Source organism: Enterobacter cloacae complex sp. Mu1197 (genome assembly GCF_040059225.1).
GTDB classification, from domain to species: Bacteria; Pseudomonadota; Gammaproteobacteria; order Enterobacterales; family Enterobacteriaceae; genus Enterobacter; species Enterobacter quasiroggenkampii.
Genome location: NZ_CP157375.1, coordinates 3,194,885 through 3,219,093, shown reverse-complemented (window position 1 = coordinate 3,219,093; position 24,209 = coordinate 3,194,885). Strand labels below are relative to the sequence as shown.

General features: G+C 55.8%; 21 protein-coding genes and 1 tRNA gene. 7 read left to right on the top strand and 15 right to left on the bottom strand.

The window, feature by feature from the left end; translation table 11 throughout:
* The first annotated feature begins 46 nt into the window (after window positions 1–46).
* Window positions 47–1,696 (top strand): malate dehydrogenase (quinone), encoded by a 1,650-nt coding sequence (gene mqo / locus ABFV38_RS15115; RefSeq protein WP_048029696.1) that lies wholly within the window; start codon window positions 47–49, stop codon window positions 1,694–1,696.
* Window positions 1,697–1,789: 93 nt separating this feature from the next.
* Here mqo and eco read toward each other — a convergent pair whose 3' ends face one another.
* A complete protein-coding gene (gene eco, locus ABFV38_RS15110; RefSeq protein ID WP_045351839.1) occupies window positions 1,790–2,293 on the bottom strand; it encodes a serine protease inhibitor ecotin in 504 nt (167 codons plus the stop codon).
* Between the two features lie 209 nt (window positions 2,294–2,502).
* On the opposite strand from eco, the gene ABFV38_RS15105 reads away from it, so the two are divergent.
* Both ABFV38_RS15105 and ABFV38_RS15100 read left to right on the top strand, forming a co-directional pair.
* A complete protein-coding gene (locus tag ABFV38_RS15105) occupies window positions 2,503–2,763 on the top strand; it encodes a DUF2534 family protein (RefSeq protein ID WP_010433451.1) in 261 nt (86 codons plus the stop codon).
* 125 nt (window positions 2,764–2,888) lie between these two features.
* On the top strand, window positions 2,889–4,076 hold the full coding sequence (locus tag ABFV38_RS15100) for an MFS transporter (protein WP_348957505.1): 1,188 nt from the start codon (window positions 2,889–2,891) through the stop codon (window positions 4,074–4,076).
* A 38-nt stretch (window positions 4,077–4,114) separates the two neighbouring features.
* Here the strand turns inward: ABFV38_RS15100 and ABFV38_RS15095 are convergent.
* The 3 genes from ABFV38_RS15095 to ABFV38_RS15085 form a co-directional block, all read right to left on the bottom strand.
* A tRNA-Pro gene (locus ABFV38_RS15095) sits at window positions 4,115–4,191 on the bottom strand.
* Window positions 4,192–4,263: 72 nt separating this feature from the next.
* Entirely contained in the window at window positions 4,264–6,024 is a 1,761-nt protein-coding gene (yejM, locus tag ABFV38_RS15090; RefSeq protein WP_048028179.1) for an LPS biosynthesis-modulating metalloenzyme YejM, read from the bottom strand.
* A 19-nt stretch (window positions 6,025–6,043) separates the two neighbouring features.
* Window positions 6,044–6,271, bottom strand: a complete 228-nt coding sequence (locus ABFV38_RS15085; protein WP_008500958.1) for a YejL family protein — start codon at window positions 6,269–6,271, stop codon at window positions 6,044–6,046.
* A gap of 134 nt (window positions 6,272–6,405) precedes the next feature.
* Between ABFV38_RS15085 and yejK the strand changes: the two genes are divergently transcribed.
* Window positions 6,406–7,413, top strand: coding sequence for a nucleoid-associated protein YejK (yejK, locus tag ABFV38_RS15080; protein ID WP_008500957.1), 1,008 nt, complete (start codon window positions 6,406–6,408; stop codon window positions 7,411–7,413).
* 50 nt (window positions 7,414–7,463) lie between these two features.
* Here the strand turns inward: yejK and rplY are convergent, their stop codons facing one another.
* Both rplY and ABFV38_RS15070 read right to left on the bottom strand, forming a co-directional pair.
* Window positions 7,464–7,748, bottom strand: a complete 285-nt coding sequence (gene rplY, locus ABFV38_RS15075) for a 50S ribosomal protein L25 (protein WP_008500956.1) — start codon at window positions 7,746–7,748, stop codon at window positions 7,464–7,466.
* 125 nt (window positions 7,749–7,873) lie between these two features.
* Window positions 7,874–9,634, bottom strand: a complete 1,761-nt coding sequence (locus ABFV38_RS15070) for a DEAD/DEAH box helicase (protein WP_348957504.1) — start codon at window positions 9,632–9,634, stop codon at window positions 7,874–7,876.
* A 349-nt stretch (window positions 9,635–9,983) separates the two neighbouring features.
* Between ABFV38_RS15070 and rsuA the strand changes: the two genes are divergently transcribed.
* The 3 genes from rsuA to ABFV38_RS15055 all read left to right on the top strand — a co-directional run bounded on the left by rsuA (window position 9,984) and on the right by ABFV38_RS15055 (window position 12,526).
* On the top strand, window positions 9,984–10,691 hold the full coding sequence (gene rsuA, locus ABFV38_RS15065; RefSeq protein WP_021241522.1) for a 16S rRNA pseudouridine(516) synthase RsuA: 708 nt from the start codon (window positions 9,984–9,986) through the stop codon (window positions 10,689–10,691).
* Window positions 10,692–10,706: 15 nt separating this feature from the next.
* On the top strand, window positions 10,707–11,903 hold the full coding sequence (locus tag ABFV38_RS15060) for a Bcr/CflA family multidrug efflux MFS transporter (RefSeq protein ID WP_348957503.1): 1,197 nt from the start codon (window positions 10,707–10,709) through the stop codon (window positions 11,901–11,903).
* Window positions 11,904–12,181: 278 nt separating this feature from the next.
* A complete protein-coding gene (locus tag ABFV38_RS15055) occupies window positions 12,182–12,526 on the top strand; it encodes a YejG family protein (RefSeq protein WP_008500952.1) in 345 nt (114 codons plus the stop codon).
* A 3-nt stretch (window positions 12,527–12,529) separates the two neighbouring features.
* On the opposite strand, the gene yejF is transcribed toward ABFV38_RS15055, so the two are convergent.
* The 9 genes from yejF to ABFV38_RS15010 form a co-directional block, all read right to left on the bottom strand.
* Window positions 12,530–14,119: a microcin C ABC transporter ATP-binding protein YejF gene (gene yejF, locus ABFV38_RS15050; protein ID WP_235401893.1), complete on the bottom strand. Its 1,590-nt coding sequence runs from the start codon at window positions 14,117–14,119 to the stop codon at window positions 12,530–12,532.
* Between the two features lies 1 nt (window position 14,120).
* Window positions 14,121–15,146 carry an ABC transporter permease gene (locus ABFV38_RS15045; protein ID WP_039266764.1) on the bottom strand — a complete coding sequence of 342 codons (1,026 nt, stop codon included), beginning with the start codon at window positions 15,144–15,146 and terminating at the stop codon, window positions 14,121–14,123.
* On the bottom strand, window positions 15,146–16,240 hold the full coding sequence (locus ABFV38_RS15040) for a microcin C ABC transporter permease YejB (protein WP_008500949.1): 1,095 nt from the start codon (window positions 16,238–16,240) through the stop codon (window positions 15,146–15,148). The genes ABFV38_RS15045 and ABFV38_RS15040 overlap by 1 nt, the downstream gene beginning before the upstream one ends.
* Before the next feature lie 9 nt (window positions 16,241–16,249).
* The gene (locus tag ABFV38_RS15035) at window positions 16,250–18,055 is read right to left on the bottom strand and encodes an extracellular solute-binding protein (protein ID WP_045334345.1); all 1,806 of its coding nucleotides are present in this window, start codon (window positions 18,053–18,055) and stop codon (window positions 16,250–16,252) included.
* Between the two features lie 74 nt (window positions 18,056–18,129).
* A complete protein-coding gene (locus tag ABFV38_RS15030; RefSeq protein WP_045334347.1) occupies window positions 18,130–19,686 on the bottom strand; it encodes a cyclic di-GMP phosphodiesterase in 1,557 nt (518 codons plus the stop codon).
* Window positions 19,687–19,813: 127 nt separating this feature from the next.
* Window positions 19,814–20,383, bottom strand: a complete 570-nt coding sequence (mepS, locus tag ABFV38_RS15025; RefSeq protein ID WP_008500946.1) for a bifunctional murein DD-endopeptidase/murein LD-carboxypeptidase — start codon at window positions 20,381–20,383, stop codon at window positions 19,814–19,816.
* A 427-nt stretch (window positions 20,384–20,810) separates the two neighbouring features.
* Window positions 20,811–21,512, bottom strand: coding sequence for a phosphatase PAP2 family protein (locus ABFV38_RS15020; protein ID WP_165473151.1), 702 nt, complete (start codon window positions 21,510–21,512; stop codon window positions 20,811–20,813).
* 33 nt (window positions 21,513–21,545) lie between these two features.
* Entirely contained in the window at window positions 21,546–22,532 is a 987-nt protein-coding gene (locus ABFV38_RS15015) for a GTP-binding protein (protein ID WP_334755145.1), read from the bottom strand.
* Between the two features lie 122 nt (window positions 22,533–22,654).
* The gene (locus tag ABFV38_RS15010; protein WP_348957502.1) at window positions 22,655–24,121 is read right to left on the bottom strand and encodes a fructuronate reductase; all 1,467 of its coding nucleotides are present in this window, start codon (window positions 24,119–24,121) and stop codon (window positions 22,655–22,657) included.
* Window positions 24,122–24,209: the final 88 nt, after the last annotated feature.

The window sequence follows — 24,209 nt, the reverse complement described above, 5'->3', positions numbered from 1 at the left end:
CCTGCAATTTCCACGCATCAAGCACTTTTACACTAAGGCATAAATTATGAAAAAAATGACTGCCATGCTCTTTTCTCTGGCCGTGGGGCTTAACACCGTCTCCATGGCGGCGAAAGCTGACGCACCAAAAGAGCAGGAAACGGACGTCCTTTTAATCGGTGGCGGTATCATGAGCGCCACGCTGGGAACCTATCTGCAAGAACTGCAGCCGGACTGGTCAATGACCATGGTCGAGCGCCTTGATGGCGTGGCGCAGGAGAGTTCGAACGGCTGGAACAACGCCGGTACCGGCCATTCGGCACTCATGGAACTGAACTATACGCCGCAGAAAAAGGACGGTTCCATTAGTATCGAGAAGGCGGTAGAGATCAACGAAGCATTCCAGGTTTCTCGCCAGTTCTGGTCTCACCAGGTCAACAGCGGCGTGCTGCACGACCCGCACTCCTTCATCAACACCGTGCCGCACATGAGCTTTGTGTGGGGTGAGCAGAACGTCAACTTCCTGCGCGCGCGCTACGCCGCTCTGCAGCAGAGCACGCTGTTCCGCGGGATGAAATACTCTGAAGACCACGCGCAGATTAAAGAGTGGGCTCCGCTGGTCATGGAAGGTCGTGACCCGAACCAGAAGGTGGCGGCGACCCGTACCGAAATTGGTACCGACGTTAACTACGGCGAAATTACCCGTCAGCTGGTGACGTCTCTGAAGAAAAAAGAGAACTTCAACCTGCAGCTCAGCACCGAAGTGCGCGGTTTCAAGCGCAACGCGGATAACAGCTGGAGCGTGACCGTTGCCGATCTGAAAAACAATGAAGCTGAACACGTCATCAGGGCGAAGTTTGTCTTTATCGGTGCGGGCGGCGCGGCGCTGAAGCTGCTGCAGGAGTCCGGTATTCCGGAAGCTGACGACTACGCGGGCTTCCCGGTCGGCGGCCAGTTCCTGGTGTCCGATAACCCGGAAGTGGTGAACCGTCATCTGGCAAAAGTGTACGGCCAGGCTTCCGTTGGCGCGCCGCCAATGTCTGTTCCGCACATTGACACCCGTATGCTTGACGGCAAACGCGTGGTGCTGTTTGGACCGTTCGCGACCTTCTCCACGAAGTTCCTGAAAAACGGCTCCCTGTGGGATCTGCTGAGCGCAACCACCACCTCTAACGTCAAGCCGATGATGGACGTGGGGCTGGATAACTTCGATCTGGTGAAATACCTGATTAGCCAGGTGATGCTCTCTGACGACGATCGTTTCGAGGCGCTGAAAGAGTACTATCCGCAGGCGAAGAAAGAAGACTGGCGCCTGTGGCAGGCGGGTCAGCGCGTACAGATCATCAAGCGCGATCCGAAAGAGGGCGGCGTGCTGCGTCTGGGCACCGAAGTGGTAAGCGATAAGGACGGCACCATCGCCGCGCTGCTGGGTGCGTCACCGGGTGCATCTACCGCTGCGCCAATCATGCTGCACCTGATGGAAAAAGTGTTTAAAGATAAAGTCGCCAGTCCGGAATGGCAGGCGAAGCTGAAGACCATTATTCCATCCTACGGCACGAAGCTGAACGGTAACGTGAGCGCGACGGAGCAGGAGCTGGAATACACCAGCCGCGTACTGCAGCTGCAGTACATCAAACCGCAGGCTGCGGATGCTGCGCCAAAAGCGGAGCTGAAGCCTCAGCCGGAAAACAAACCGGTTGCGGATATCGCGCTGTAAGGTAAAAAAGCCGGGTGGCGCTGACGCCTACCCGGCCTATGTTCGGTGTTGTTTTGTAGGTCGGGTAAGGCGAAGCCGCCACCCGACTTAATTTCAACGTACGACAGCCTGCTCAATCTTCTCTTCAGCCTTCCACACGCGATACTTCACTTCCACGTTTTCAGGCGTATAAACCACGATCGGCAACTTGCTGTTGTAGCGCAGCAGGCTATTGTCGCCCAGATACGCTGTCACAAATTTCTTCTCTTTCTTGCCATCCGGGCAGGCCATCATGGTGGAGACCGGCGAGGTCACTTTATCAAAGACGTAGTAGTCGTAACCCCAGCCTTCCAGCGTTTTGCTTTCCAGCTGACCACCCAGGCGATGCTGGTTGCAATCCACTTCCAGTGTCTTGCCAATTAACAGCTCTACTTTGAAATTCGCTTCATCCTGCTGTGCCGGCAGCTGGATCACCTGACGCTTCATCCCTTTATCCGCTTTCGGATACGGGGCGACTTTTTCCAGCGGCTGCTCTTTAGGGGTTTCGCTGGCGAAAGCACTGGTGCTGACACACGCGGCGGCGATGAGTGCGATGGCAAATTTAGGTGCGTTTTTCATTGTCATTCCTTTATGTCAAAACGATCCTGCACAGGTTAACATATCAACTATGAATGATTGGTGTTATTTACTTACATTTTCAATATGAATAGCGTAATAAACCACAGATTTGCCATTTAAGTAGAGATTTGTCCTGACGTGGAGTCCGGCAGGCGTTTGTGTTATTTTAGACCCTCTATAATGTTATTCATCTGTAAAAGGGAAGAGAGATGGTTCGTGCAAAACTGAAAACGCCTGAAGGCCGCAAGTTCCTCCTGGCGCTGCTGGTTGTGTTTATGATTGCTGCCGCATGCGTGGGGCGGGCCACCATTGTTGGCGTCATCGAACAATACAACATTCCTCTCTCTGCCTGGACAACCAGCATGTATGTCCTGCAATCGGCGATGATCTTTGTCTACAGCCTGGTGTTCACCGTTCTGCTGGCCATCCCGCTGGGCATTTTCTTCCTGGGCGGACGTGATAAACACTAGACGCCGATTTGCGATATCGAAGCCATCCTGCGGGGTGGCTTTTTTTATGTCTAATAATTTTTATTCGCATTTCCAGGATATTCTGTTTCGAACAAGACAGTTCAACATGAAGCAGGAGATGCGCAATGTTATCCCGGTTTGCAACGCTCAGCCGGATCCCGAAAGGAGTCTGGGTGGTGGGTGGCGTCAGTATGTTAATGGATATCTCCTCGGAGATTATTCACAGCCTGCTGCCGCTGTTTATGGTGACGACGCTGGGCGCCAGCGTTATTTTCATTGGTTTGATTGAAGGTCTGGCTGAGGCTACGGCGCTGTTTATCAAGGTGTTTTCCGGCGCCATCAGTGACTATCTGGGCAAGCGTAAAGGACTGGCGGTTCTGGGCTACGGTCTTGGCGCATTGAGTAAACCGTTGTTCGCTATCGCCTCTTCTTCCGGCATGATCCTTGGGGCGCGCTTAATCGACCGGGTCGGGAAGGGGATACGGGGAGCGCCGCGCGATGCGCTGGTTGCTGACGTTACGCCGCCGGAACTTCGCGGCGCGGCCTTTGGGCTGCGTCAGTCGATGGACACCGTCGGTGCATTTCTCGGGCCGCTGCTGGCCGTAGGATTAATGCTGCTGTGGAACGATGATTTCCGCACGATTTTCTGGATCGCGGTGATCCCCGGCGTGCTCGCCGTGGCGCTGCTTTTCTTCGGCCTGCATGAGCCGAAAACGCCCGTCGAACATAAACGCACGAACCCCATCAAAAAAGAGAACCTCAGGCGTCTCGGGAAAGGCTGCTGGTGGGTCATTGGCCTGGGGGCCATCTTCACGCTCGCACGTTTCAGTGAAGCCTTTCTTGTGCTGCGCGCACAGCAGTCGGGGGTGCCGCTGGCGCTGATCCCGCTGGTGATGGTGGCCATGAATCTGCTCTATTTCCTCTCTGCCTATCCGTTTGGCAAGTTATCGGACGGGATGAGCCACACCCGATTACTGCAGTGGGGGCTGGTGATGCTGATTGGGGCAGATGTTGTGCTGGCGCTGAGCACCCACTGGGCTGGAATGCTTCTGGGCGTTGCGCTTTGGGGAGTGCATATGGGGATGACGCAGGGGCTGCTGGCGGCAATGATTGCGAAAACCGCGCCTGCGGATCTGCGCGGTACCGCCTACGGCATTTTTAGTCTGGTCAGCGGCGTGGGATTGTTAGTCGCCAGCCTGGGCGCCGGGGTCATCTGGGAAACGTTTGGCGCAGAACATACGTTCTATGCCGGAGCGGTGATTTGCCTGGTTACGCTGGTGTACCTGCGCAAAACGCCGGACGAGGCGAAATAAAAAAACCAGCCATAAGAGGCTGGTTTTCAATGTGTTTTTGGTCGGCACGAGAGGATTTGAACCTCCGACCCCCGACACCCCATGACGGTGCGCTACCAGGCTGCGCTACGTGCCGACGCATAGAAAGAATACTACTCGATTCCGTTTCGAATGCAAGGGAATCCGTCGCTAACTGGTTTATTATTAATCAGTTAGCGACGAAGCGCTTCTCATCCGTCAGGACCTGCAGCAGCAGGCTCAGCTGCGGTTTCTGGTCTTTAAGCCGTTCACCCTGCAGGTTATACGTCTGATAATTCCCATTGTTGTTCAGCACCAGCGTCAGCTTCGGCGTGGTCACCACCAGCGTATTATTCCCCGCAGCCGTGACCCAGTTATGGCGGCGCGCGGCGCTGAAGAGATCCTGCCCCTGAGAATACTCGTTGGCTGGCGTGCTGACGTGTAGCAGGCGTTGCATCAGGGTGGTCATCACATCTTTATGCTCGGTAAGCATATTGATGCGCTGCGCCGGCGTACCCGGCCAGTGGATGACCAGCGGAACCTGCAGGTTCGGGCGTGACCAGCTCATGCTCTTCGTCTCGTCACCTAACGGGACGCCATGGCCTGCGGTCACGATCACTACGGTGTTATCCAGCTTGCCGGACTCACGTAGCGCGTCAAGCACGCGGCCAATCTGCGCATCAACATCACCCGCCGCGCGGCCGTAGCGGCGCGCGAAATCACTCTTATTGCTGTTAGCAAGCGTAGTGCCGTTAAAGGAAACCCATGAGAACCAGCGGTTATCTTCCTGGGCATAGCGCTGGAGCCAGTTTATCCATTGGCTGGCGGTCTGCGCATCGGACTGATTTTGTGCCGCTGGCAGTGAGAAATCAGACAGCAGCGCCTGGCGGTAGAGCGGGCTGTTAAAGCCATCGGATGAGAACAACCCTAACTGATAGCCCTGCTGATTCAGCCCGGTGATCAGCGCCGCAGGTGTGCGGGTAGAGAGTACGCCGTCCATATATCCGGCTGAAATGCCATAGAAGAGGCCAAAGATGCCTGCGTCGGTTGTGTTACCGGAGCTCATATGCTGAGTAAACGTGACGTTTTGACTCGCGAAATCGGCCAGTGCAGGCATCTGCTTCTCGTAACGGGAATAGTTCAGGCCATCGACGGTGATCAGCAGGACGTTTTGCCCGCGGCCCATATCGCGATAGCGCAGGTCGCTCAGCGGATACTGCACGCTGACGGCTTCCGGGTTACCCTGCTCGATGAGGCGTCGCTGGTACTCCTGCGCATCAAGCAGGCCATGTTTTTCGAGGAAGCGACGTGCCGTCATCGGGTACGAGAGCGGCAGGTTCGCGCGCTGCATGGTAATAGGGCGATAGAAGTTCGCATCCGCCCAGATATACATGATGTGCGAACTGATAAAGGAGACGAAGAAGAGCGCGGCGACGGGCTTCGCGTAGTGGCGTCGGCGGGTCAGGCTGCGCAGTTTTTGCCAGCTCCAGGTGGCAAACAGCATCTCAATCAGCAGGATCACCGGGACGCTGATAAACATCAGCTGCCAGTCACGGGCCGTTTCGTTCTGGTCGGGGTTAATCACCAGTTCCCAGACGATGGGGTTGAGATGCAGGTGGAAGCGGGTGAACACTTCACTGTCGATAAGCAGCAGCGTCATCCCCACCGTCGCAAGGATAGCGGACAAGAATCGCATCAGACGCTGCGACATGACGATAAACGTCAAGGGGAACAGGATCAGCAGATAGGTGGCGAAAACCAAAAAGCTAAAGTGACCGACAACGCTTATCCAGGAGTAGATACGTCCGGTGAGCGTTGTTGGCCAGTCTGCGACAAACAGATAACGACAGCCAATGACCGTCGCCAACAGAATGTTGAACAGGGCAAACCAGTGCCCCCAGCTGACCATCTGGGAGACTTTTTCACGGTAGCGCTGACGATTCGTCACCATAAACTGTTGTTCGTATCCCTTAATGGGCCGGGTCGTTGCTGACGGACGACTGTAAAGCCTGGGCGAAAGATTTTGCGATCGCCTGACGCTGAGCCGGAGCAACGCTGGTGTTAATCAGATTGGTGACCATATTTCCCAAAACCATCAGGGAGAGATCGGTCGGCGTTTTATGTTTTTCCAGTACGTTGACCAGCTCACTGAGCAGTTGTTCAACGTGTTCATCACTGTAGCGGGAATGTTGTGGCATAAATCAAAATCAGTTTGTTGATGAAAGGGCAACATATTACCGTAGCAACAGCTTTTTTTCCCCTTTTTTATCTGTTGTTGCACACATGTCCTGGTGGTGGTTGAATACCGCCCGGTCTAAAAGGAGAGTTTATCATGAGTCTGGAAATCAACCAGATTGCCTTGCACCAGCTTATCAAGCGCGATGAGCAAACCCTTGAAGTGGTGCTACGCGATTCGTTACTGGAACCTACGGCGACCGTTGTGGAGATGATGGCAGAGCTGCATCGCGTCTACAGCGCCAAAAATAAAGCCTATGGGCTGTTCAGCGAAGAGAGTGAACTGGCCGATAGCCTGCGCCTGCAGCGCCAGGGTGAAGAGGATTTCCTGGCGTTTAGCCGTGCGGCAACCGGGCGTCTGCGCGACGAGCTGGCGAAATATCCGTTCGCCGACGGTGGGATCGTGCTGTTCTGCCACTACCGCTACCTGGCGGTCGAGTATCTGCTGGTTACCGTGCTGAATAACTTAAGCAGCATGCGCGTGAACGAGCAGCTGGATATCAGCTCGACGCACTATCTGGACATTAACCATGCGGATATCGTGGCGCGTATTGATTTGACCGAGTGGGAAACCAACCCGGAATCGACCCGCTACCTGACTTTCCTGAAGGGGCGCGTGGGTCGCAAAGTGGCGGATTTCTTCATGGACTTCCTCGGTGCCAGTGAAGGGCTTAACGCCAAAGCGCAGAACAAAGGGCTGCTCCAGGCGGTGGACGATTTCACAGCCGAAGCGCAGCTTGATAAATCTGAGCGCCAGACGGTGCGCCAGCAGGTTTACAGCTACTGCAACGAACAGCTGCAGGCTGGGGAAGAGATTGAGCTGGAGTCGCTGTCAAAAGAATTGGCGGGCGTCAGCGAAGTCAGCTTCCAGGAATTTACCGCAGAGAAGGGCTATGAGCTTGAAGAGAGCTTCCCGGCGGATCGCAGCACGCTGCGTCAGTTAACCAAGTTTGCCGGCAGCGGCGGCGGGTTAACCATCAACTTTGATGCGATGCTGCTGGGGGAACGTATCTTCTGGGATCCGGCCACCGATACGCTGACCATTAAGGGGACGCCGCCGAATCTGCGCGATCAGCTTCAGCGCCGCACCTCGGGCGGTAAATAGCAGGCACAAAAAACCCCGCAGAAGCGGGGTTTTTTTCGACAGGTTTGCGATTACGCGCGAACGAAGTCGATGTGAGTCAGTTTTGGCTTGAACGCGTGACGCTGAACAGCCTGAACTTTCACTTTTTCTTCTTTACCGCCAACAACGATGGTCAGAACTTCGCTGTAGAATTCAGCTTTGGTCTGCAGGTTCCACAGTTTGTCGTGATCCAGTTCGATTGCAACTGGAGCAGCTTCGCCACCGTAAACGATAGCCGGGAACTTGTTAGCGGTACGCAGGCGGCGGCTCGCACCCTTACCCTGCACGTTACGTACTTCTGCTTCGATAGTAAACATTGATTTCTCTCTGTATTTAAAACCCTACTACAGGCGACCCAGCAGCAGGTGAGTGTTCTGCCTCACGGATGTGAAGCGGGCGGCATTTTATACTCAAATGCCCCTCACATCAATGAAAAGTCCCGCTACCCGCGCAATTCGTTGGCGCGACGGAAGCGACCTTCGTAGTCGAAGAGTTTTTCGCGCACCTGCCAGAACTGGCCTTTTTTGCGGGCGACCACAAAATCCGGATGGCGTAATAGCACCTGCTGGCGCACGATATCGGCCACGGTGATCCAGCGCAGGGGCACGCCCGGAGTGCGGGTGTGCGGGCGGATAAAGAGCTGTTCGAAGGCCGTTCGCTGAGCTGGCGTCTGAAGCCGGAAGCGCTCGCTGACGTCCGCCCCGTCTTCATCGTAATAGGTGATTTTCAGCCATTCGCCTTTTTCATCGGCACCGGGCTGCAACGCCATGCCGGAACAGCGCAGCACCAGCGCATCTTTCAGCTTTAATGCCGCTTTCAGCATGTCGTCCGGGTCAACCAGCACCGTGTCGCACTCCCGACAGCGGCGAGCGGCAATGTCATTTTCGGCGTTGCACTGCGGGCAGTTTTTAAAGCGGAAACGAAAATCGCACTGCTCGCGATGCCCGTCATCATCTTCAAACCAGCCCTGACAGCGGCGGCCAAAATGTTCGATCAGCGTGCCGTCGGCGGTGGTTTTGCCCCAGAAGGTGTTGGCAAACCCGCAGGCAGGGCAAAAGACCTGAACGGGCACGTTGTCGCTTTTCCCTTTTGGCGCGCCGACCTCAGGCGTATAGAGATCGTGTGGGTTACCGGCATAATCCAGAATCAGGCAGTCGGTTTTCCCCGGCGCCAGACGCAGGCCGCGGCCAACAATTTGCTGATACAGACTGACCGATTCGGTCGGGCGCAAAAGGGCGATCAGGTCGACGTGCGGGGCATCAAAGCCGGTGGTCAATACCGATACGTTGACCAGATAGCGGAACTGCTGGGCTTTAAAGGCCTCAATCAGGCGATCGCGCTCCGGGCCGGGCGTCTCGCCGGTGATGAGCGCCGCGTCGCCGGGGGGCAGTAACCCGGTGATTTCTCGCGCGTGCTCAACGGTGGCGGCAAAGATCATCACCCCTTTGCGCGTCGCGGCGAACTCCTCAATCTGGCTGATGATATGCGGCGTAATGCGCTTTTGCTTTTTCAGCTCCTGGTTAAGATCCGCTTCGCTGAATAACCCGTTGCTCTGCGCCTGCAGGCGGCTGAAGTCGTACTGCACCACCGGCATATCCAGCCGTTCAGGCGGCGTCAGGTAGCCATGTTTAATCATGTAGCGCAGCGGAAGCTCGTAGATGCAGTCGCTAAACAGGGCCTTGTCATCGCCGCGCACCATGCCGTGATAATGGTAGCGATAGATCCAGCCTTTCCCCAGACGAAACGGGGTCGCCGTCAGGCCCAGCAGGCGCAGGTGAGGGTTCACCTCTTTCAGGTGTGACAGGATTTGCTGATACTGGCTGTCGTCGTCATCGCTGATGCGGTGACATTCGTCGACAATCAGCAGCGAAAATTCGCTGCGAAACAGATCCAGATTGCGGGCCACCGACTGCACGCTGCCAAACACCACTTTGCCGTGGCTCTCTTTACGCTTTAGCCCGGCGGCGAAAATGTCGGCTTCCAGTCCAAGCGCACAATATTTGGCATGGTTTTGCGCGACGAGCTCTTTGACGTGCGCCAGCACCAGCACGCGGCCGCGGGCCAGACGCGCCAGTTCGGCAATGACCAGGCTTTTGCCTGCACCGGTCGGGAGCACAATCGCCGCCGGCTCGCGATGTTTGCGGAACCAGGCGAGGGTGGCGTCAACGGCTTCCTGCTGATAGGGACGAAGTGTAAAAGTCATAGGGTCTCGGTTTCGTTATTCCGCACATATACCCGTCATACTTCAAGTTGCCTGTGCGTTGGCTGCACTCGTTCACCCCGGTCACTTACTTATGTAAGCTCCCGGGGATTCACTCCTTTGCCGCGTGACTCGGCCTGTGGCCTCGCCCCTACGGGGCCAGCGCAAGCGCTGTTCAAAACGCTATAGGCGTTTTGTCATGCAACTCGAATTATTTAGGGTATAGATAGTATGCCACGAAACTTTTTCCCTTGAGTGGCGCAACCAGACCATTATACTGAACCGTTCCAGACTGCTTCTTTTTTCGGACCTGTTGTCCGACTTCCTGCACCATTAAGGCTAAAAAGATTTCATGCGACTTGATAAGTTTATCGCTCAGCAACTCGGCGTAAGCCGCGCTATTGCCGGGCGCGAAATTCGCGCCAGCCGCGTTACCGTGGATGGCGACATTGTGAGAGACAGCGCGTTCAAACTGCAACCTGACCATCAGGTGGAGTATGACGGCAATCCGCTGACCCAGCAGCACGGTCCGCGCTACTTCATGCTCAATAAGCCGGAAGGCTACGTCTGCTCAACGGACGATCCGGATCACCCGACGGTGCTCTATTTCCTCGACGAGCCGGTGGCGCACAAGCTGCACGCCGCAGGTCGACTCGATATCGACACCACCGGGCTGGTGCTGATGACCGACGACGGTCAGTGGTCGCACCGCATCACCTCTCCACGCCACCACTGCGAGAAAACCTATCTCGTGACGCTGGAGTCACCGGTGTCGGATGACACGGCAGAGCACTTCGCGAAAGGCGTTCAGCTGCATAATGAAAAAGATCTGACCAAACCGGCGGTGCTCGAAGTCATCACCCCGACCGAGGTCCGCCTGACCATCAGCGAAGGGCGCTATCATCAGGTGAAACGTATGTTTGCCGCGGTGGGGAACCACGTTGTTGGCCTGCATCGCGAACGGATTGGTGCGATTGAACTCGATCCCGACCTGGCGCCTGGCGAATATCGCCCGTTAACGGAAGAAGAGATCGCCAGCGTCGGTCTGCCTTCGCACTAATTTCAGGAGAACTCTGTGACCACCAGGCCACACTCGTCGTTCAAAATCGTCTTCATTCTTGGCCTGCTGGCCATGCTGATGCCGCTGTCTATTGATATGTACCTGCCCGCGCTGCCGGTGATTTCCGCGCAGTTTGGCGTTCCGGCGGGCAGCGCGCAGATGACGCTCAGCACCTATATTCTCGGCTTTGCCCTCGGCCAGCTGTTTTATGGCCCGATGGCCGACAGCCTTGGACGCAAGCCGGTCATTCTGGGCGGGACGCTGGTCTTTGCGGCCGCAGCGGTTGCCTGCGCGCTGGCCCAGACCATCGATCATCTGATTATCATGCGTTTCTTCCACGGTCTGGCGGCGGCAGCGGCAAGCGTGGTGATTAACGCCCTGATGCGCGATATCTACCCGAAAGAAGAGTTCTCCCGCATGATGTCGTTCGTGATGCTGGTGACGACGATTGCGCCGCTGGTGGCCCCGATGGCCGGTGGTGCGGTGCTGGTGTGGTTCAGCTGGCATGTGATTTTCTGGATCCTGGCTCTGGCCGCGCTGCTGGCCTCCGCGATGATCTTCTTCTTTATTGATGAAACGCTTCCCGTCGAGCGCCGCCAGAAGTTTCACATCCGAACCACAATAGGCAACTTTGCCTCGCTGTTTCGCCACAAGCGCGTGCTCAGCTATATGCTGGCGAGCGGGTTCAGCTTCGCCGGAATGTTCTCCTTCCTGAGCGCCGGGCCGTTTGTCTACATTGAGCTGAACCACGTTTCGCCGCAGCACTTCGGCTATTACTTTGCGCTTAACATCGTCTTCCTGTTCATTATGACCATCATTAACAGCCGCTTTGTCCGACGGGTGGGGGCGCTGAACATGTTCCGCGCCGGGCTGTGGATCCAGTTTGTGATGGCGATCTGGCTGGTGGTGAGCGCGTTTCTGGGCGTGGGCTTCTGGGCGCTGGTGGTTGGCGTGGCGGCCTTTGTCGGCTGCGTGTCGATGGTGTCATCCAATGCGATGGCGGTGATCCTGGATGAGTTCCCGCACATGGCAGGAACCGCATCTTCCCTGGCGGGGACATTCCGCTTCGGCATCGGCGCTATCGTCGGCGCGTTGCTTTCGATGGCCACCTTTACGACGGCATGGCCCATGCTGTGGGCGATGGCTTTTTGCGCAACCAGCTCGATACTCTTCTATCTTTACGCCAGCCGACCGCGAAAAGCGGTCTACTAAAACTCAGAGAAGGCCCGGCAGGGCCTTTTTTGTTGATGCATATCAACCAAACCCCGTTCGTTTATGCTGTGTTTGTTTATTTTATGTAAAATCTATTTGTGTAAAAAGTCACATCATTGTATTCAAAAAGGTTGAGTTAGATCGCAGAAACGGGTACATATAGCGCCGACGCGAGCCTGAATACCGATAAAAAAGTGCTGAATAGTGCAGGCTGACGATGATGTGTTACTATAAATGTAAATAAATTGTGAAGTAAATTTTGCTTCCGGGGAACGAACGTGAATACATTACAACTTTCTATTGTCCATCGCTTGCCCCAGAGCTATCGCTGGTCGGCGGGTTTTGCTGGTTCGAAAGTTGAACCGATTCCGCAAAACGTCGCGGGCTGTGAAAACTGCCTGGTGGCGCTCAAGCTGTTAAGCCCGAGTGACGAAAATGCCTGGCGGGTGATGGAGCGTCTCAGTCAGGCCCTGACGGATATCGAAGTGGACAGCTCCGTGCTGGAGTGCGAAGGTGAGCCGTGCCTGTTTGTGAAAAGCCAGGACGAGTTTGCTGCCACCTGCCGTCTGAAAAATTTTGGCGTTGCCATTGCCGAGCCTTTCTCCGGCCAGTACCCGTTCTGAGCGCTAGTCTGACGACAACAGCTGGCGCGTGTAGCGCTGCGTTGGCGCGCTAAATACGCGCTGGCAATCACCCTGCTCGACCACCTCTCCCTGACGCAACACAATCACCTGATGGCATAGCGCCCGCACCACCTGTAAATCATGGCTGATAAAGATATAGGCCAGCCGGTGCTTTTCCTGTAGCCCTTTCAGCAGCGCCAGGATCTGCGCCTGAACGGTCCTGTCCAGCGACGACGTGGGTTCATCCAGAATAATCAGCTCCGGTTTCAGGATCAGCGCGCGGGCAATGGCGATACGCTGGCGCTGCCCACCGGAAAATTCCGCAGGGTAGCGGTGGCGCGTCTCGGGATCTAGACCCACTTCGGTCATGACCCGCATGACCTCCTGCTCGCGTTGCTGCGCGCTCAGGCCGGGCTGATGGACGCGCAGACCCTCTTCGATAATCTGTAACACGCTGAGCCGTGGGTTAAGTGAGGAGTTGGGATCCTGAAACACCACCTGCATGCGGGGACGCACGGGCAGCATCTGGCGGCGGTTCCAGCGGTGCAGCGGCATATCGTCAAACAGGATCTCGCCCTGGGAGGCAATTAAGCGCAGCAGCGCCAGACCGGTGGTGCTTTTACCCGAGCCGGATTCGCCCACCAGCCCCAGGGATTCCCCCGGGCGCAGCGAGAAGCGGAGGTTTTTCAGCACCGGGTTGCGATCGACAATGCGGCGCAGAATACCTTTGCGGATCGGGAACGAGACGGACAGATCCTCAACGCGCAGCAGCGGCGTGCTGTCCGCATCGAGAGGAACCGGGTCGCCGGAGGGTTCGCTGTCGAGCAACCGCTGCGTATAGGGGTGCTGCGGTGCGCTCAGCAGCGTTGACGCCGTATTCTGTTCAACACAGCGCCCGTTCTGCATCACCGCGACGCTGTCGGCCAGCTTTCTGACAATGCTCAGGTTGTGCGTGATAAACAGCAGGCTCATGTTCAGCTCGTCACGCAGTTCCCGCAGCAGCGTCAGTATTTGCGCCTGTACCGTCACGTCCAGCGCCGTTGTGGGCTCGTCGGCTATCAGCAGTTCGGGGCGTGTGAGCAGGGCCATGGCGATCATCACGCGCTGGCGTTCGCCGCCGGAGAGCTGATGCGGAAAATCATTCAGTCGTTTGGGCGCATTGCGTATGCCTGTGCGTTCAAGACAATCCAGAATTTCTCCCCGCGCGGCCTCTTTGCGCATCCCTCGGTGCAGGGAGAGCACTTCATAGAGCTGTTTTTCCAGGCTGTGCAGCGGGTTAAGCGACACCATCGGCTCCTGGAAGATCATCGCGATTTTGTTGCCGCGAATGCCGCGCAGGGTCTGTTCGTCGGCCTGCAGCAGCGAACGGCCGTGAAAGAGAATATCCCCTTGCGGGTAGCTCACCGGCGGAGAGGGCAGCAGCCGCAGGATGGAGAGCGCCGAAACGCTCTTGCCTGAACCCGATTCACCCACCAGGGCCAGCGTTTCACCGCGCTGGATCTGCAGCGTCAGGTCGCTGACCACGGTGCGCGTCTCGTCCTGTTTTGAAAAGGCAATCGACAGGTTATCAATACTGAGCAGGGGCTGGGTCATCTTATACCGCCTTGTTCGGATCAAAGGCATCGCGCACGGCTTCGCCAATAAAAATCAGCAGCGACAGCAGCACGGCCACGGAAAGAAAGGCGGCGATGCCTAACCACGGCGCCTGCAGGTTGTTCTTGCCCTGCAGCAGCAGTTCGCCAAGCGATGGGGAACCCAACGGTAACCCGAAACCGAGAAAATCCAGTGAGGTGAGGGTGGTGATGGAGCTACACAGAATAAACGGCAGGAAGGTGAGCGTTGCCACCACGGCGTTGGGCAACATATGGCGGAAAATGATCCCGCGATCGCTCACGCCAAGCGCCTGCGCGGCGCGAATATAGTCGAAATTACGGGTGCGCAGAAACTCGGCCCTTACCACACCGACCAGCGCCATCCAGCCGAACAGGACGGTGATGCCTAATAGCCACCAGAAGTTGGGCTGTACGACGCTGGAAAGCAGGATGATCAGAAACAGCGTCGGCATGCCTGACCAGACTTCAATAATCCGCTGACACCACAGGTCAATCTTCCCGCCGTAGTAACCCTGAACGGCACCCGCCACGACGCCCATCACGCTGGAGAAGAGCGTCAGCATCAGTCCAAAGAGAAGCGAGATTCGCGTGCCGTACAGGATGCGTGCCAGCACGTCGCCGCCGTTAGCATCCGTTCCCAGCCAGTTTTGCGCGGAGGGCGGGGAAGGGAAGGGGGTCGTGGTGGCGAAGTTAATGCTGTTTGCGCCAAAACGTACCGGCGCCCAGAGCGCCCAGCCGTGCTGCTCAATCTGCTGGCGAAGCCACGGATCCTGATACTCCGCCGGCGTCGCAAACGGGCCGCCAAAGTCGCTTTCGCTGTAATTGGCGATGACCGGCACGTACCAGCGATCGTTAAAATGCACCAGCAGCGGTTTGTCGTTGGCGATCAGTTCTGAAAACAGGCTTAAGACAAACAGCACGGCAAAAATCCACAGCGACCAGTAGCCGCGGCGGTTGTGGCGAAAGCGGGCCCAGCGGGCCTGGTTGACGGGGCTTAAACGCGGCATCATCGGCCCTCAAAATCGATTCGGGGATCGACCAGCGTATAGCTGATATCGCTGATAATATTCAGCAGCAGGCCAATCAGGGTAAATATATAGAGTGTGCCAAACATTACCGGATAATCGCGCGACACGGTGGCCTCATAGCCCAGCAGCCCCAGGCCGTTGAGCGAGAACATCACCTCTATCAGCAGCGAGCCGGTAAAAAACATACTGATGAACGTGGCCGGAAACCCGGCGATCACCAGCAGCATGGCGTTGCGGAACACGTGTTTCCACATGATCTGCTTCTCGCTCACGCCTTTGGCGCGGGCCGTGACGACGTACTGTTTACGAATTTCATCGAGAAAGGCGTTTTTGGTCAACATGGTCAGGGCCGCAAACCCGCCAATGACCGTTGCCAGAACCGGCAGCGTAATATGCCAGAGATAGTCGGTAATTTTCTGGTACCAGGGCAGGGAACTGAAATCGGCGGAGACGAGCCCTCGCAGCGGGAAGAGGTCGAAATAACTTCCCCCGGCAAAAAAGACGATCAGCAGGACAGCAAACAGAAACGCCGGGATGGCATAGCCGATAATAATGAACGTGCTGCTCCAGATATCAAACCGGCTGCCGTTGTACACCGCTTTGCGGATCCCGAGCGGAATAGAGACCAGATAGATGATAAGCGTACCCCACAGCCCCAGCGTGATCGAAACCGGCAGGCTTTGCTTGATCAGCGTCAGCACTGACGCACTGCGAAACAGGCTATCGCCAAAATCAAAGCGGATGTAATCCCAGAGCATTTTGAAATAGCGCTCGTGAATCGGTTTGTCAAAGCCGTAGCGGTGGGTGATCTCGGCGATCACTTCCGGATCCAGACCGCGTCCCCCGCGGTAGTGGCTTTCACTGATATTCCCTACGCCGGTTCGCGCATGGCTGGCGCCCATCCCTTCACCGCCGCCGCCGGGCATGCCGCCGCTGTTGCCAAATTCAATGGCGGCAATGGCCTGATCGACCGGCCCACCGGGGGCGATTTGCACGATAAAAAAGTTAATCGTGATGATGGCCCACAGGGTAGGGATGACCAGCAGCAGACGGCGGAGAAGATAGGCACCCATGATAATTCCTTATCGCCGCTCAGCGGGAAGTCTGGCGGCTTTGTTAACGTCATACCACCAGGTATCAAAGCCCAGGGAGTAGACAGGGCGCACGGCAGGCACGGAGAACTTATCCCAGCGCGCAAGGCGATCTTCGCCCATATACCACATTGGCAGCATGTAGTAGTTCCAGGTTAAGACCCTGTCGAGGGCGCGCCCGAGCGGCAGAAGCTTGTCTTTATCCCCTTGCGCCGCCACGATTTTCGCAATCAGCGCATCAATCGCCGGGCTTTTAACCCCCGGCGCGTTGTACGAGGAGTCGATGTAGCTGGAGGCCCACGAGATTTGCAGGTCCGAGCTGGGCCATGGCTGCGCGGGCCACAGGCGCTGCATCATGTCGTAATCACGGCTGCGCATGCGGCTGGTGATCTGCGCGTTATCCACCTGGCGAATGTTCATGGTCACGCCCAGCCGCTCAAGATTGTGCTTAAACGGCAGCACCCACTGATCGTTGCCCCCGGACGAGAGAAGCAGCTCAAAGCTGAGCGGCTTGCCCGTTTTGGCATCAACACGTTTTTGATTCTTCAGGTGCCAGCCCGCCTCATCCAGCAGCTTGCTGGCCTTCAGCAGGTTGTCGCGGTCGTAACCATCACCCTTCGATGCGGGCGGCTGAAACACGGTGGTGAAAACCTGTGGTGGCAGTTCCGCTTTCAGCGGCGCCAGCAGGACCAGCTCGTCGGCTTTCGGATAATCGCGCGCGGCGTATTCGGTATTCTGAAAATAGCTGTTGGCGCGGCTGTAGGCACCGTAAAAAAGCGCTTTGTTCATCCACTCAAAATCAAAGGCCAGGGAGATGGCTTCCCGGACCCGGCGATCGCTAAATACCGGACGTTGAATATTAAACGCCAGCCAGCGCGTGTCTTGCGCAGACGCATTTTTGTGCTCGTCTTTGACGATATAGCCTTTAGCAAAATTTTTGCCGATATAGCGGGTCGCCCAGTTTTTGGCGCTGCTCTCGACGCGCAAATCGAAGGCCCCGGCTTTGAACGCTTCAAACGCCACGTTATCGTCGAGGTAGTAATCATAGCGAAGGGTGTCGAAGTTCCAGCGTCCGCGGTTTACCGGCAGATTGGCCGCCCAGTAGTCTTTGACGCGGGAATAGACGACATATTGCCCCATGCGCCAGTCGGTGATGCGGTAGGGGCCGCCAGCCAGTGGTGGCGTGGAGAGCGGGTCGCTCAGCTTATGATCTTTCCAGAACGATTCCGGCATCACCGGCAGCGAGAACAGGCTCAGCATGTTCTCTTTGTTGGGTTCACTCAGTTCGATGCGCACGGTGAGCGGCGCAATGGCTCTGACCGATGCGCCTTTATACACGATGCGGAACTGGGGCACGCCTTCGGTCATGAATTTATGGAAGGTGAAGGCGACGTCGCTGGCCTTAACCGGTGTGCCGTCGTGAAAACGTGCTCGCGGGTTCAGCGAGATTTCCGCCCAGGCGAAGTTATCGGCGTAGCGCACGTTCTCGGCAATCAGCGGATAATAGCTACCGGGCTCGTCATCGGAGGTGACAAAGAGCGTATCGTAAAGGGATTCCGTCCGCGCGGCCGCCACGCCGCGCAGGGCGTAGCGGTTGAAGTTGTCGAAGGTTCCCGTGGCGGAAAGCGTGACCTTACCGCCCTTCGGCGCGGCAGGGTTGACGTAATCAAAGTGCGTAAAATTGACCGCGTATTTCGGCTCGCCAATGACCGCGAAGGCGATATTTTCTTTGATGGCTTGCGCCTGGCTGGACAGGCTCGTGAATGCCAACATCAGCAACATAAAGCGCATAAGCATCTCGCGGCAGCTCCCTCTTTTACAGACCGGCTCGGTTAAGCTGAATAATAAGTGACGTCGCGGACAATGTGAAATTAATCGCCCTCGGGCGAAATATCAGGACGCCATTCGCGGAACTGCGCCAGCGGCATGGGACGACTAATCCAGTATCCCTGCAGGAAGTTAACGCCGTGTTCGCGTAGCCAGGCCGCCTGTTCCGGCGTCTCTACCCCTTCGGCGACGGTCGACATATTCAGTCGTCTTGCCAGCGTCAGAACGGCATCCAGCACTGGCGACGTCACGGTCTCAGTACCGATCGCATTAACAAAACCACGGTCTATTTTGAGGTAATCCATGGTGAAATGCTCAAGATAAATCAGCGCGCTGTGGCCGGTTCCAAAATCATCAATGGCGATCTCAAACCCTTCGTTATGCAGCCATTCGAAGAGACTGTTGGCTTCCCGATGGTTAAGCATATCGCGCTCGGTAATTTCCAGCACGATCTGGAAATAATCCGGCGGCAGTAACGCTTTGAAGGTGCGCATATCGTCCTTGAAGCTTTCCGCATGCAGATGACCCGGCGCAATGTTGATACCCACCTTTGCGCCCGGCGGTAACAGCGTTTGTAATACAGGAGCGTCGTGAATGATAAGATCAAAGAGATGCAGCGTCAGCGGGACAATCAGCTTCTGCGCTTCGGCAAAATTAATAAACGCGTCCGGCGGAATTTCCCCCATTGTCGGGTGTTTCCAGCGCATCAGGACCTCAAGCCCGGTCATCCTGAGCGATTTGGCATCGACGACGGGTTGATAGACCACATAAAACTGACCGCGCTTGATGGCGCTTAAAATTTCTTTACCCGGGTTGAGCCGAATGCTGAGTATGTAGTAGTTAAGCGATCCGGCACAAATACCGCATACCAGCCCGAAAAACAGCGCATAGAGGATTTCATCGCCTGTCCATGCGTCCGCATACAGGTTGATGGTCAGGGGGACGTCTTTCAGTGTCGCCGTGCGGACCGGGATGTCATGCAGTTCGTGTGCATGAACCAGGGTGCTGGACCGCGTCGACAACGCGTTATCGCCGATGATGATGGCGATACCCGCGAACTCGTCCTGGCGCTCCGTGTAGAGCAGGTAAGGCGTCAGATTAATATTCACTGAGGTGAACACGCCGCCATCTTTTACTAATGGGTTGCGGTACCAGATTGCAATCGCTGGCTCATCAGGCAGCATGGGGGTACCCGGAAGCAGGGCCATATCGATCTGTTTATCGATGTTCAGCTCAGGTATCAGCGTCTTCATCGGGACATTCATCGGGCCTGTCGCGGAAGAGCAGAACGCCATCTTGTCCCTGACCAGCAGGAAGGCGCGAACATTAATGCTGAAGGCCGCGCGTGAGGTGAGTTCCTGATTGACGTCGTGGCAGGTATTTAGCGTGAGGGGCTGGAGAACATTGACCGCTTTTTTTAAATCGTCGAAATAGCTCCCCATGTAGGCGCTCACATCATTCACCAGGGTGTCGAATTTGACTTCTCGCTTGTGGTAACTCCAGGAAAATTGCAGGGAGCCCAGGAGCAGGGCGGTAATGAGACCAGTGATAATACTGAGGATCAGTATCTTGCGATTACTGGAGAAGTAGCGGGTAAGCATAGACGTCGTGATTCCTGAAAAGCCGCCGGATGTATTCAGTGTAACGGGCAAAAAAAAACACTGCCGAAGCAGTGCTTTTTTTCATCATATCGCCAGCCAAGGGATAACCAACGATACAATAGCGATATTAACTGCGGGTCAGTACGCGGCGCGCTTCGTTATAACGCTTCTTCCAGTACGGTTCGTTCATGCTGGAAATGGTCACACCGCTGCTGGTGGAGGCATGTACAAACTGGTCATTACCAATGTAGATGCCAACATGTCGACCTGTCGAACCGGCACGGAACAGAACTAAATCACCGGTGCGCAGTTTGGTACGTGAAATCGACTTGCCCATCTCCTGCTGTTCATAGGTCGAACGCGGAAGATCTAACCCAAATTGCTCGCGGAACGTACGCTGTACAAAACCGGAACAATCAATACCTGTTTTCGTGCTGCCGCCAAGACGATAACGCACGCCTTTCCAGTCAGCATACTGGTCCATAATGCGGGACTTCACGTCCAGATTACGTACCATATTTTCAAATTCATCCTGAGAGGCTTGCAGTGAAGAGGAATCTTCCATTCCCACAACACGCGTCTCAGGATGCATATTCTTTGCGGTGTTCGATGTACTACATGCAGATAACAGTACCGCGACTGCTATCGCCGGGATCCCCCGTAAGATATATCTCAGAAACGGTTGAGATTTGACCATTTTGTTTATTATCCCTTGAAGTCCTTAACGACAAATATCGTTATAAAAATGCCAAACGTGACGAGACTAATTATCTGTTCACATTGAGACAATTCTTTCTGGTCACATTTGTGGCGTAGCGCACAAAATTATTCACCATCGAAATAATTATCCCTATGGGGCAAAACGAGTTCGAGATTAACCGATTGCCAGGGGTATTGCGAGTAAAAAAAGCCTTTTTTTTATAAGAAAATGTGATACAGAAAGTAAAAATCCGTAATTGCTTAAAATGCGGTCAGATCCGAGGCTTTATCGCGCAATTGCTTCATTTTTATCATGAATGTGATGACAAGAATATGACACGGGGAAAAGATCGTGGCGGGAAGGCTATCGGGGATCATGTCGATCCCTGATAGCTCACGTTAATTTAGGTTAGTTATTTGTTCAATTATTGTTGCGCTTTACCGGGAAGGTAGCGATCGAACAGCGCTATTATCCTGTCGCTCAGTGGGGTCATCAAACACCACGGCAGCGCAATCAGCGCAACGGAGAGCGAACCGACGGCAATATCGGTGAACCAGTGAGCGCCAATCATTACGCGCGGGAAGGCAAAAACCACAAAAATAATCAGGGCTATGGCAAACGCTTTTCTGCCGAAATAGCGAAGCATAATTGCGGAAAAAATAAGCAGCATCATGCCGTGATCGCCAGGGAAACTGTCCTTCGACGCATCTTTTGTTGGAATATGCAGCAGCTCACTGACGCGATAAATATCGGTGAAAAAGAGCGTTGGGCTGGAACGCTTAACCGGAATAATCGCGGTGGCCAGCTGGTTAATGATGACAGCAAACAGCAGCATCACCAGACCGATAATAAGAATACGTCGGCGTCCTGCTTTATCCTCTTTCAACCAGAAAGAGAGCATCAGGCAGCCCATCGCCAGCAGCGAGAAGCCGTCAAAGGCGCGGTTGTTGGTGATGGCCACCAGCCACAGGAACGCCTTGCTCTTCACCAGCTCCTGGTTGAAGAAGTGGAAGAGGGCAGAATCCAGTGGGAACCAGAAACCATGATTCACCGGGATATACCAGGAGAAGAAAAGCGCCAGACCGGCGACATTAAGCAGTAATATCAGGGGAAATCGAGTTGTCATAACGTTCTGCATAGAGTGAAAACTGGGGCAACGTTAGCCGCCCGAACTTAAACGAATCCTCAACAGGCTGGACTGGAGGGCATTCCAGTCGGCGTTAACCGCACTAATTAACTCTATTCGGCTGTCGGGCGGCGCCACGTTTTGCGTTTCAATAAAGAAATCGTCGCCCTGGCGGTTGATCCGCACCAGTCCGTCCGGCGTGCGCATGATCCCTTTCACGCGATCGACGGGCGCAAGGCGGGCCCACTCCAGGATCCCAATGGTGTCAAAAACGGTTTCAGCATCAAAAATCCATCCGCAGGCCTGATATCCCTGACCGCTGTTCAGATTACGACGCCAGCGCTGGTGCTCCGGCAGACTCAGGGCTGCCAGACCCTGCTTAACCGGGTGACTGTGCGCATGCTCCGCGCTGGCGGGCAGCTCGGTGAGGTTCAGACGAGGCAGGTCAAGCAGGGCGCTATCAATATTCCCCTGGGTGGCCTGCACAAGCGTGCGATTGCCGCCAAAATGCTGCCACCACGCCTCCAGCGCGGCCTGGCTTTCTGGCGTGGCGCGATCTTCCTTGTTGGCGACGATAACGTCCGCCGAGGCGAGCTGATCGCGGAAGTTCTCGTTGGCCACCGCCTTGTCATCCAGAAGCTGGCGCGGATCGAGCAGGCACAGGGTGGCGCGCAGATCGATCCACGGTTCGTAAACCGGGGCGGTCAATAAATCGAGGATCTGCTTCGGGTGACCCAGCCCGGTGGGTTCAATCAGCAGGCGGTCAGGTTTGCCCTGACGCAGCAGGGTATTGAGCCCGACCTGCATCGGCAGGCCATTGACGCAGCACATGCATCCGCCGGGGATCTCTTTAATCATCGCACCGCTGGATGACAGCAACGCGCCGTCAATGCCCACCTCGCCAAATTCATTGACCAGCACGGCCCACTTCTCGGCCGGATCTTTATTCGCCAGCAGGTGGAGAATTGAGGTGGTTTTACCGCTGCCGAGAAAACCGGTGATGAGGTTGGTTTTGGTCACGTGCGCTCCGGATGAGAATTGTGATGCTATAACACTGTTCTCTATCCTGGCGAAAAATGGGCCCCGTGAGAAGGGGAAGGGCGAACGGAGGCCTCATCCGTTCGCATTAAGCGCAATAATCGTTAAAGATTTAACGTTTCGATAACAGCCTGACGCGCGCCGTGGCGGGTAATGCGCTCATAGGCCTGGCTGACAGCCTCCACAAAAACGCGATTATGCGCAAGATCGTGCCCGAAGACCTCACTCAGCCCCAGCAGCGCGTGGACGCGGCTGGCGTCGCTGCTGGCGTTGACGATGGCGCGGATTTTATCGCTGAGGGGATCGCGAACGTCAATCGCGTTTCCGCGTTCGTCGGTACCGCTGACGTAGCGTATCCAGCCGGCCACGCCCAGGGCCAGCAGCGACCACGGCGTATTTCGCTCAAGATGAACGCGGATCCCGTCCAGCATTCTCTGGGGCAGCTTCTGGCTACCGTCCATCGCGATTTGCCAGGTCCGATGCTGGAGGGCCGGGTTGGCAAAGCGTTCGATCAGGCTATCGGCGTATGCCGTGAGGTCGACATCCTTGATGCGCAACGTGGGGGCCTGCTCGTCCAGCATCAGCCGACGGGCGGCTTCACGGAACGCCGCGTCCTCCATGCATTCATTTATATGGGCGTAGCCGGCGAGGTACCCCAGATACGCCAGGAAAGAGTGGCTGCCGTTGAGCATGCGTAATTTCATCTGCTCCCAAGGCAGCACATCCTGCACCATCTGGACACCCGCCACTTCCCACTCGGGACGCCCGGCGACAAAATTATCTTCCACGACCCACTGAATGAACGGCTCGCAGCTGATGGCGCACGGATCTTCCACGCCGAGCGCGTCGGTGATTTCCGCCAGCGAGGCCTCCGTCGCGGCGGGCACAATCCTGTCGACCATCGTCCCCGGGAAACTCACGTGGCTATCAATCCATTCAGATAACCCTGCGGAACGTTTTTGCGCCATGCCCAGCACCGCGTTTTTCACCACGTGCCCGTTGTCAGGGATATTGTCGCAGGACAGCACGGTAAACGCAGGCAAGCCGCGCTCGCGGCGGCGGTGGAGGGCTTCGACCAGGATGCCAGGGGCCGAATGTGGCTCGGAGGGGTTTTCAAGGTCGTGGACGATCCGGGGGTTATTCAGATCGAGTTTTCCGGTCGCGGGATCGATGCAATAGCCTTTTTCCGTGATGGTGAGCGAGACAATCGCAACCTGAGGCTCGCAAAATTTCTCAATAATGGCGGGCAAGGAGTCCAGCTTTGCATTCAGGCATTCATGGACAGCACCGACGATAATGGCCTCATTTCCTTCAGCCCCTTTTTCCAGCACGGTGAACAGATGATCCTGCGCGCGCAGCTGGCTCATCAGCACATCGCCGCTGAAAAGGCTAATCTCACAAATCCCCCAGTCGCCGCCTTTTTCATTCAGCACCCGATTTGTTAACAATGCCTGGTGCGCACGGTGAAACGCGCCAAAGCCAAAGTGGACGATGCGGGAGCGTAATGACTGGCGATCGTAGCGAGGTTGCTGAACCCGGGCAGGAAGGGCGGTGGAGGCAATTGTCTTCATGAGATACACACCTGATTAACCATTAATTAACAATGCCAGTGTAAAGTTATATGACAGCAAATAAAATTGGTGAGCCGTAAATATCCCC

Coding starts and splice junctions, on each gene's coding strand:
- ABFV38_RS15105 (WP_010433451.1), top strand. CDS start 2,503: ATGGTTCGTGCAAAACTGAAAACGCCTGAAGGCCGCAAGTTCCTCCTG.
- ABFV38_RS15085 (WP_008500958.1), bottom strand. CDS start 6,271: ATGCCACAACATTCCCGCTACAGTGATGAACACGTTGAACAACTGCTC.
- yejK (WP_008500957.1), top strand. CDS start 6,406: ATGAGTCTGGAAATCAACCAGATTGCCTTGCACCAGCTTATCAAGCGC.
- eco (WP_045351839.1), bottom strand. CDS start 2,293: ATGAAAAACGCACCTAAATTTGCCATCGCACTCATCGCCGCCGCGTGT.
- ABFV38_RS15020 (WP_165473151.1), bottom strand. CDS start 21,512: ATGACAACTCGATTTCCCCTGATATTACTGCTTAATGTCGCCGGTCTG.
- mqo (WP_048029696.1), top strand. CDS start 47: ATGAAAAAAATGACTGCCATGCTCTTTTCTCTGGCCGTGGGGCTTAAC.
- mepS (WP_008500946.1), bottom strand. CDS start 20,383: ATGGTCAAATCTCAACCGTTTCTGAGATATATCTTACGGGGGATCCCG.
- ABFV38_RS15035 (WP_045334345.1), bottom strand. CDS start 18,055: ATGCTTATGCGCTTTATGTTGCTGATGTTGGCATTCACGAGCCTGTCC.
- rsuA (WP_021241522.1), top strand. CDS start 9,984: ATGCGACTTGATAAGTTTATCGCTCAGCAACTCGGCGTAAGCCGCGCT.
- yejF (WP_235401893.1), bottom strand. CDS start 14,119: ATGACCCAGCCCCTGCTCAGTATTGATAACCTGTCGATTGCCTTTTCA.
- ABFV38_RS15070 (WP_348957504.1), bottom strand. CDS start 9,634: ATGACTTTTACACTTCGTCCCTATCAGCAGGAAGCCGTTGACGCCACC.
- ABFV38_RS15010 (WP_348957502.1), bottom strand. CDS start 24,121: ATGAAGACAATTGCCTCCACCGCCCTTCCTGCCCGGGTTCAGCAACCT.
- yejM (WP_048028179.1), bottom strand. CDS start 6,024: ATGGTGACGAATCGTCAGCGCTACCGTGAAAAAGTCTCCCAGATGGTC.
- rplY (WP_008500956.1), bottom strand. CDS start 7,748: ATGTTTACTATCGAAGCAGAAGTACGTAACGTGCAGGGTAAGGGTGCG.
- ABFV38_RS15045 (WP_039266764.1), bottom strand. CDS start 15,146: ATGCCGCGTTTAAGCCCCGTCAACCAGGCCCGCTGGGCCCGCTTTCGC.
- ABFV38_RS15100 (WP_348957505.1), top strand. CDS start 2,889: ATGTTATCCCGGTTTGCAACGCTCAGCCGGATCCCGAAAGGAGTCTGG.
- ABFV38_RS15030 (WP_045334347.1), bottom strand. CDS start 19,686: ATGCTTACCCGCTACTTCTCCAGTAATCGCAAGATACTGATCCTCAGT.
- ABFV38_RS15040 (WP_008500949.1), bottom strand. CDS start 16,240: ATGGGTGCCTATCTTCTCCGCCGTCTGCTGCTGGTCATCCCTACCCTG.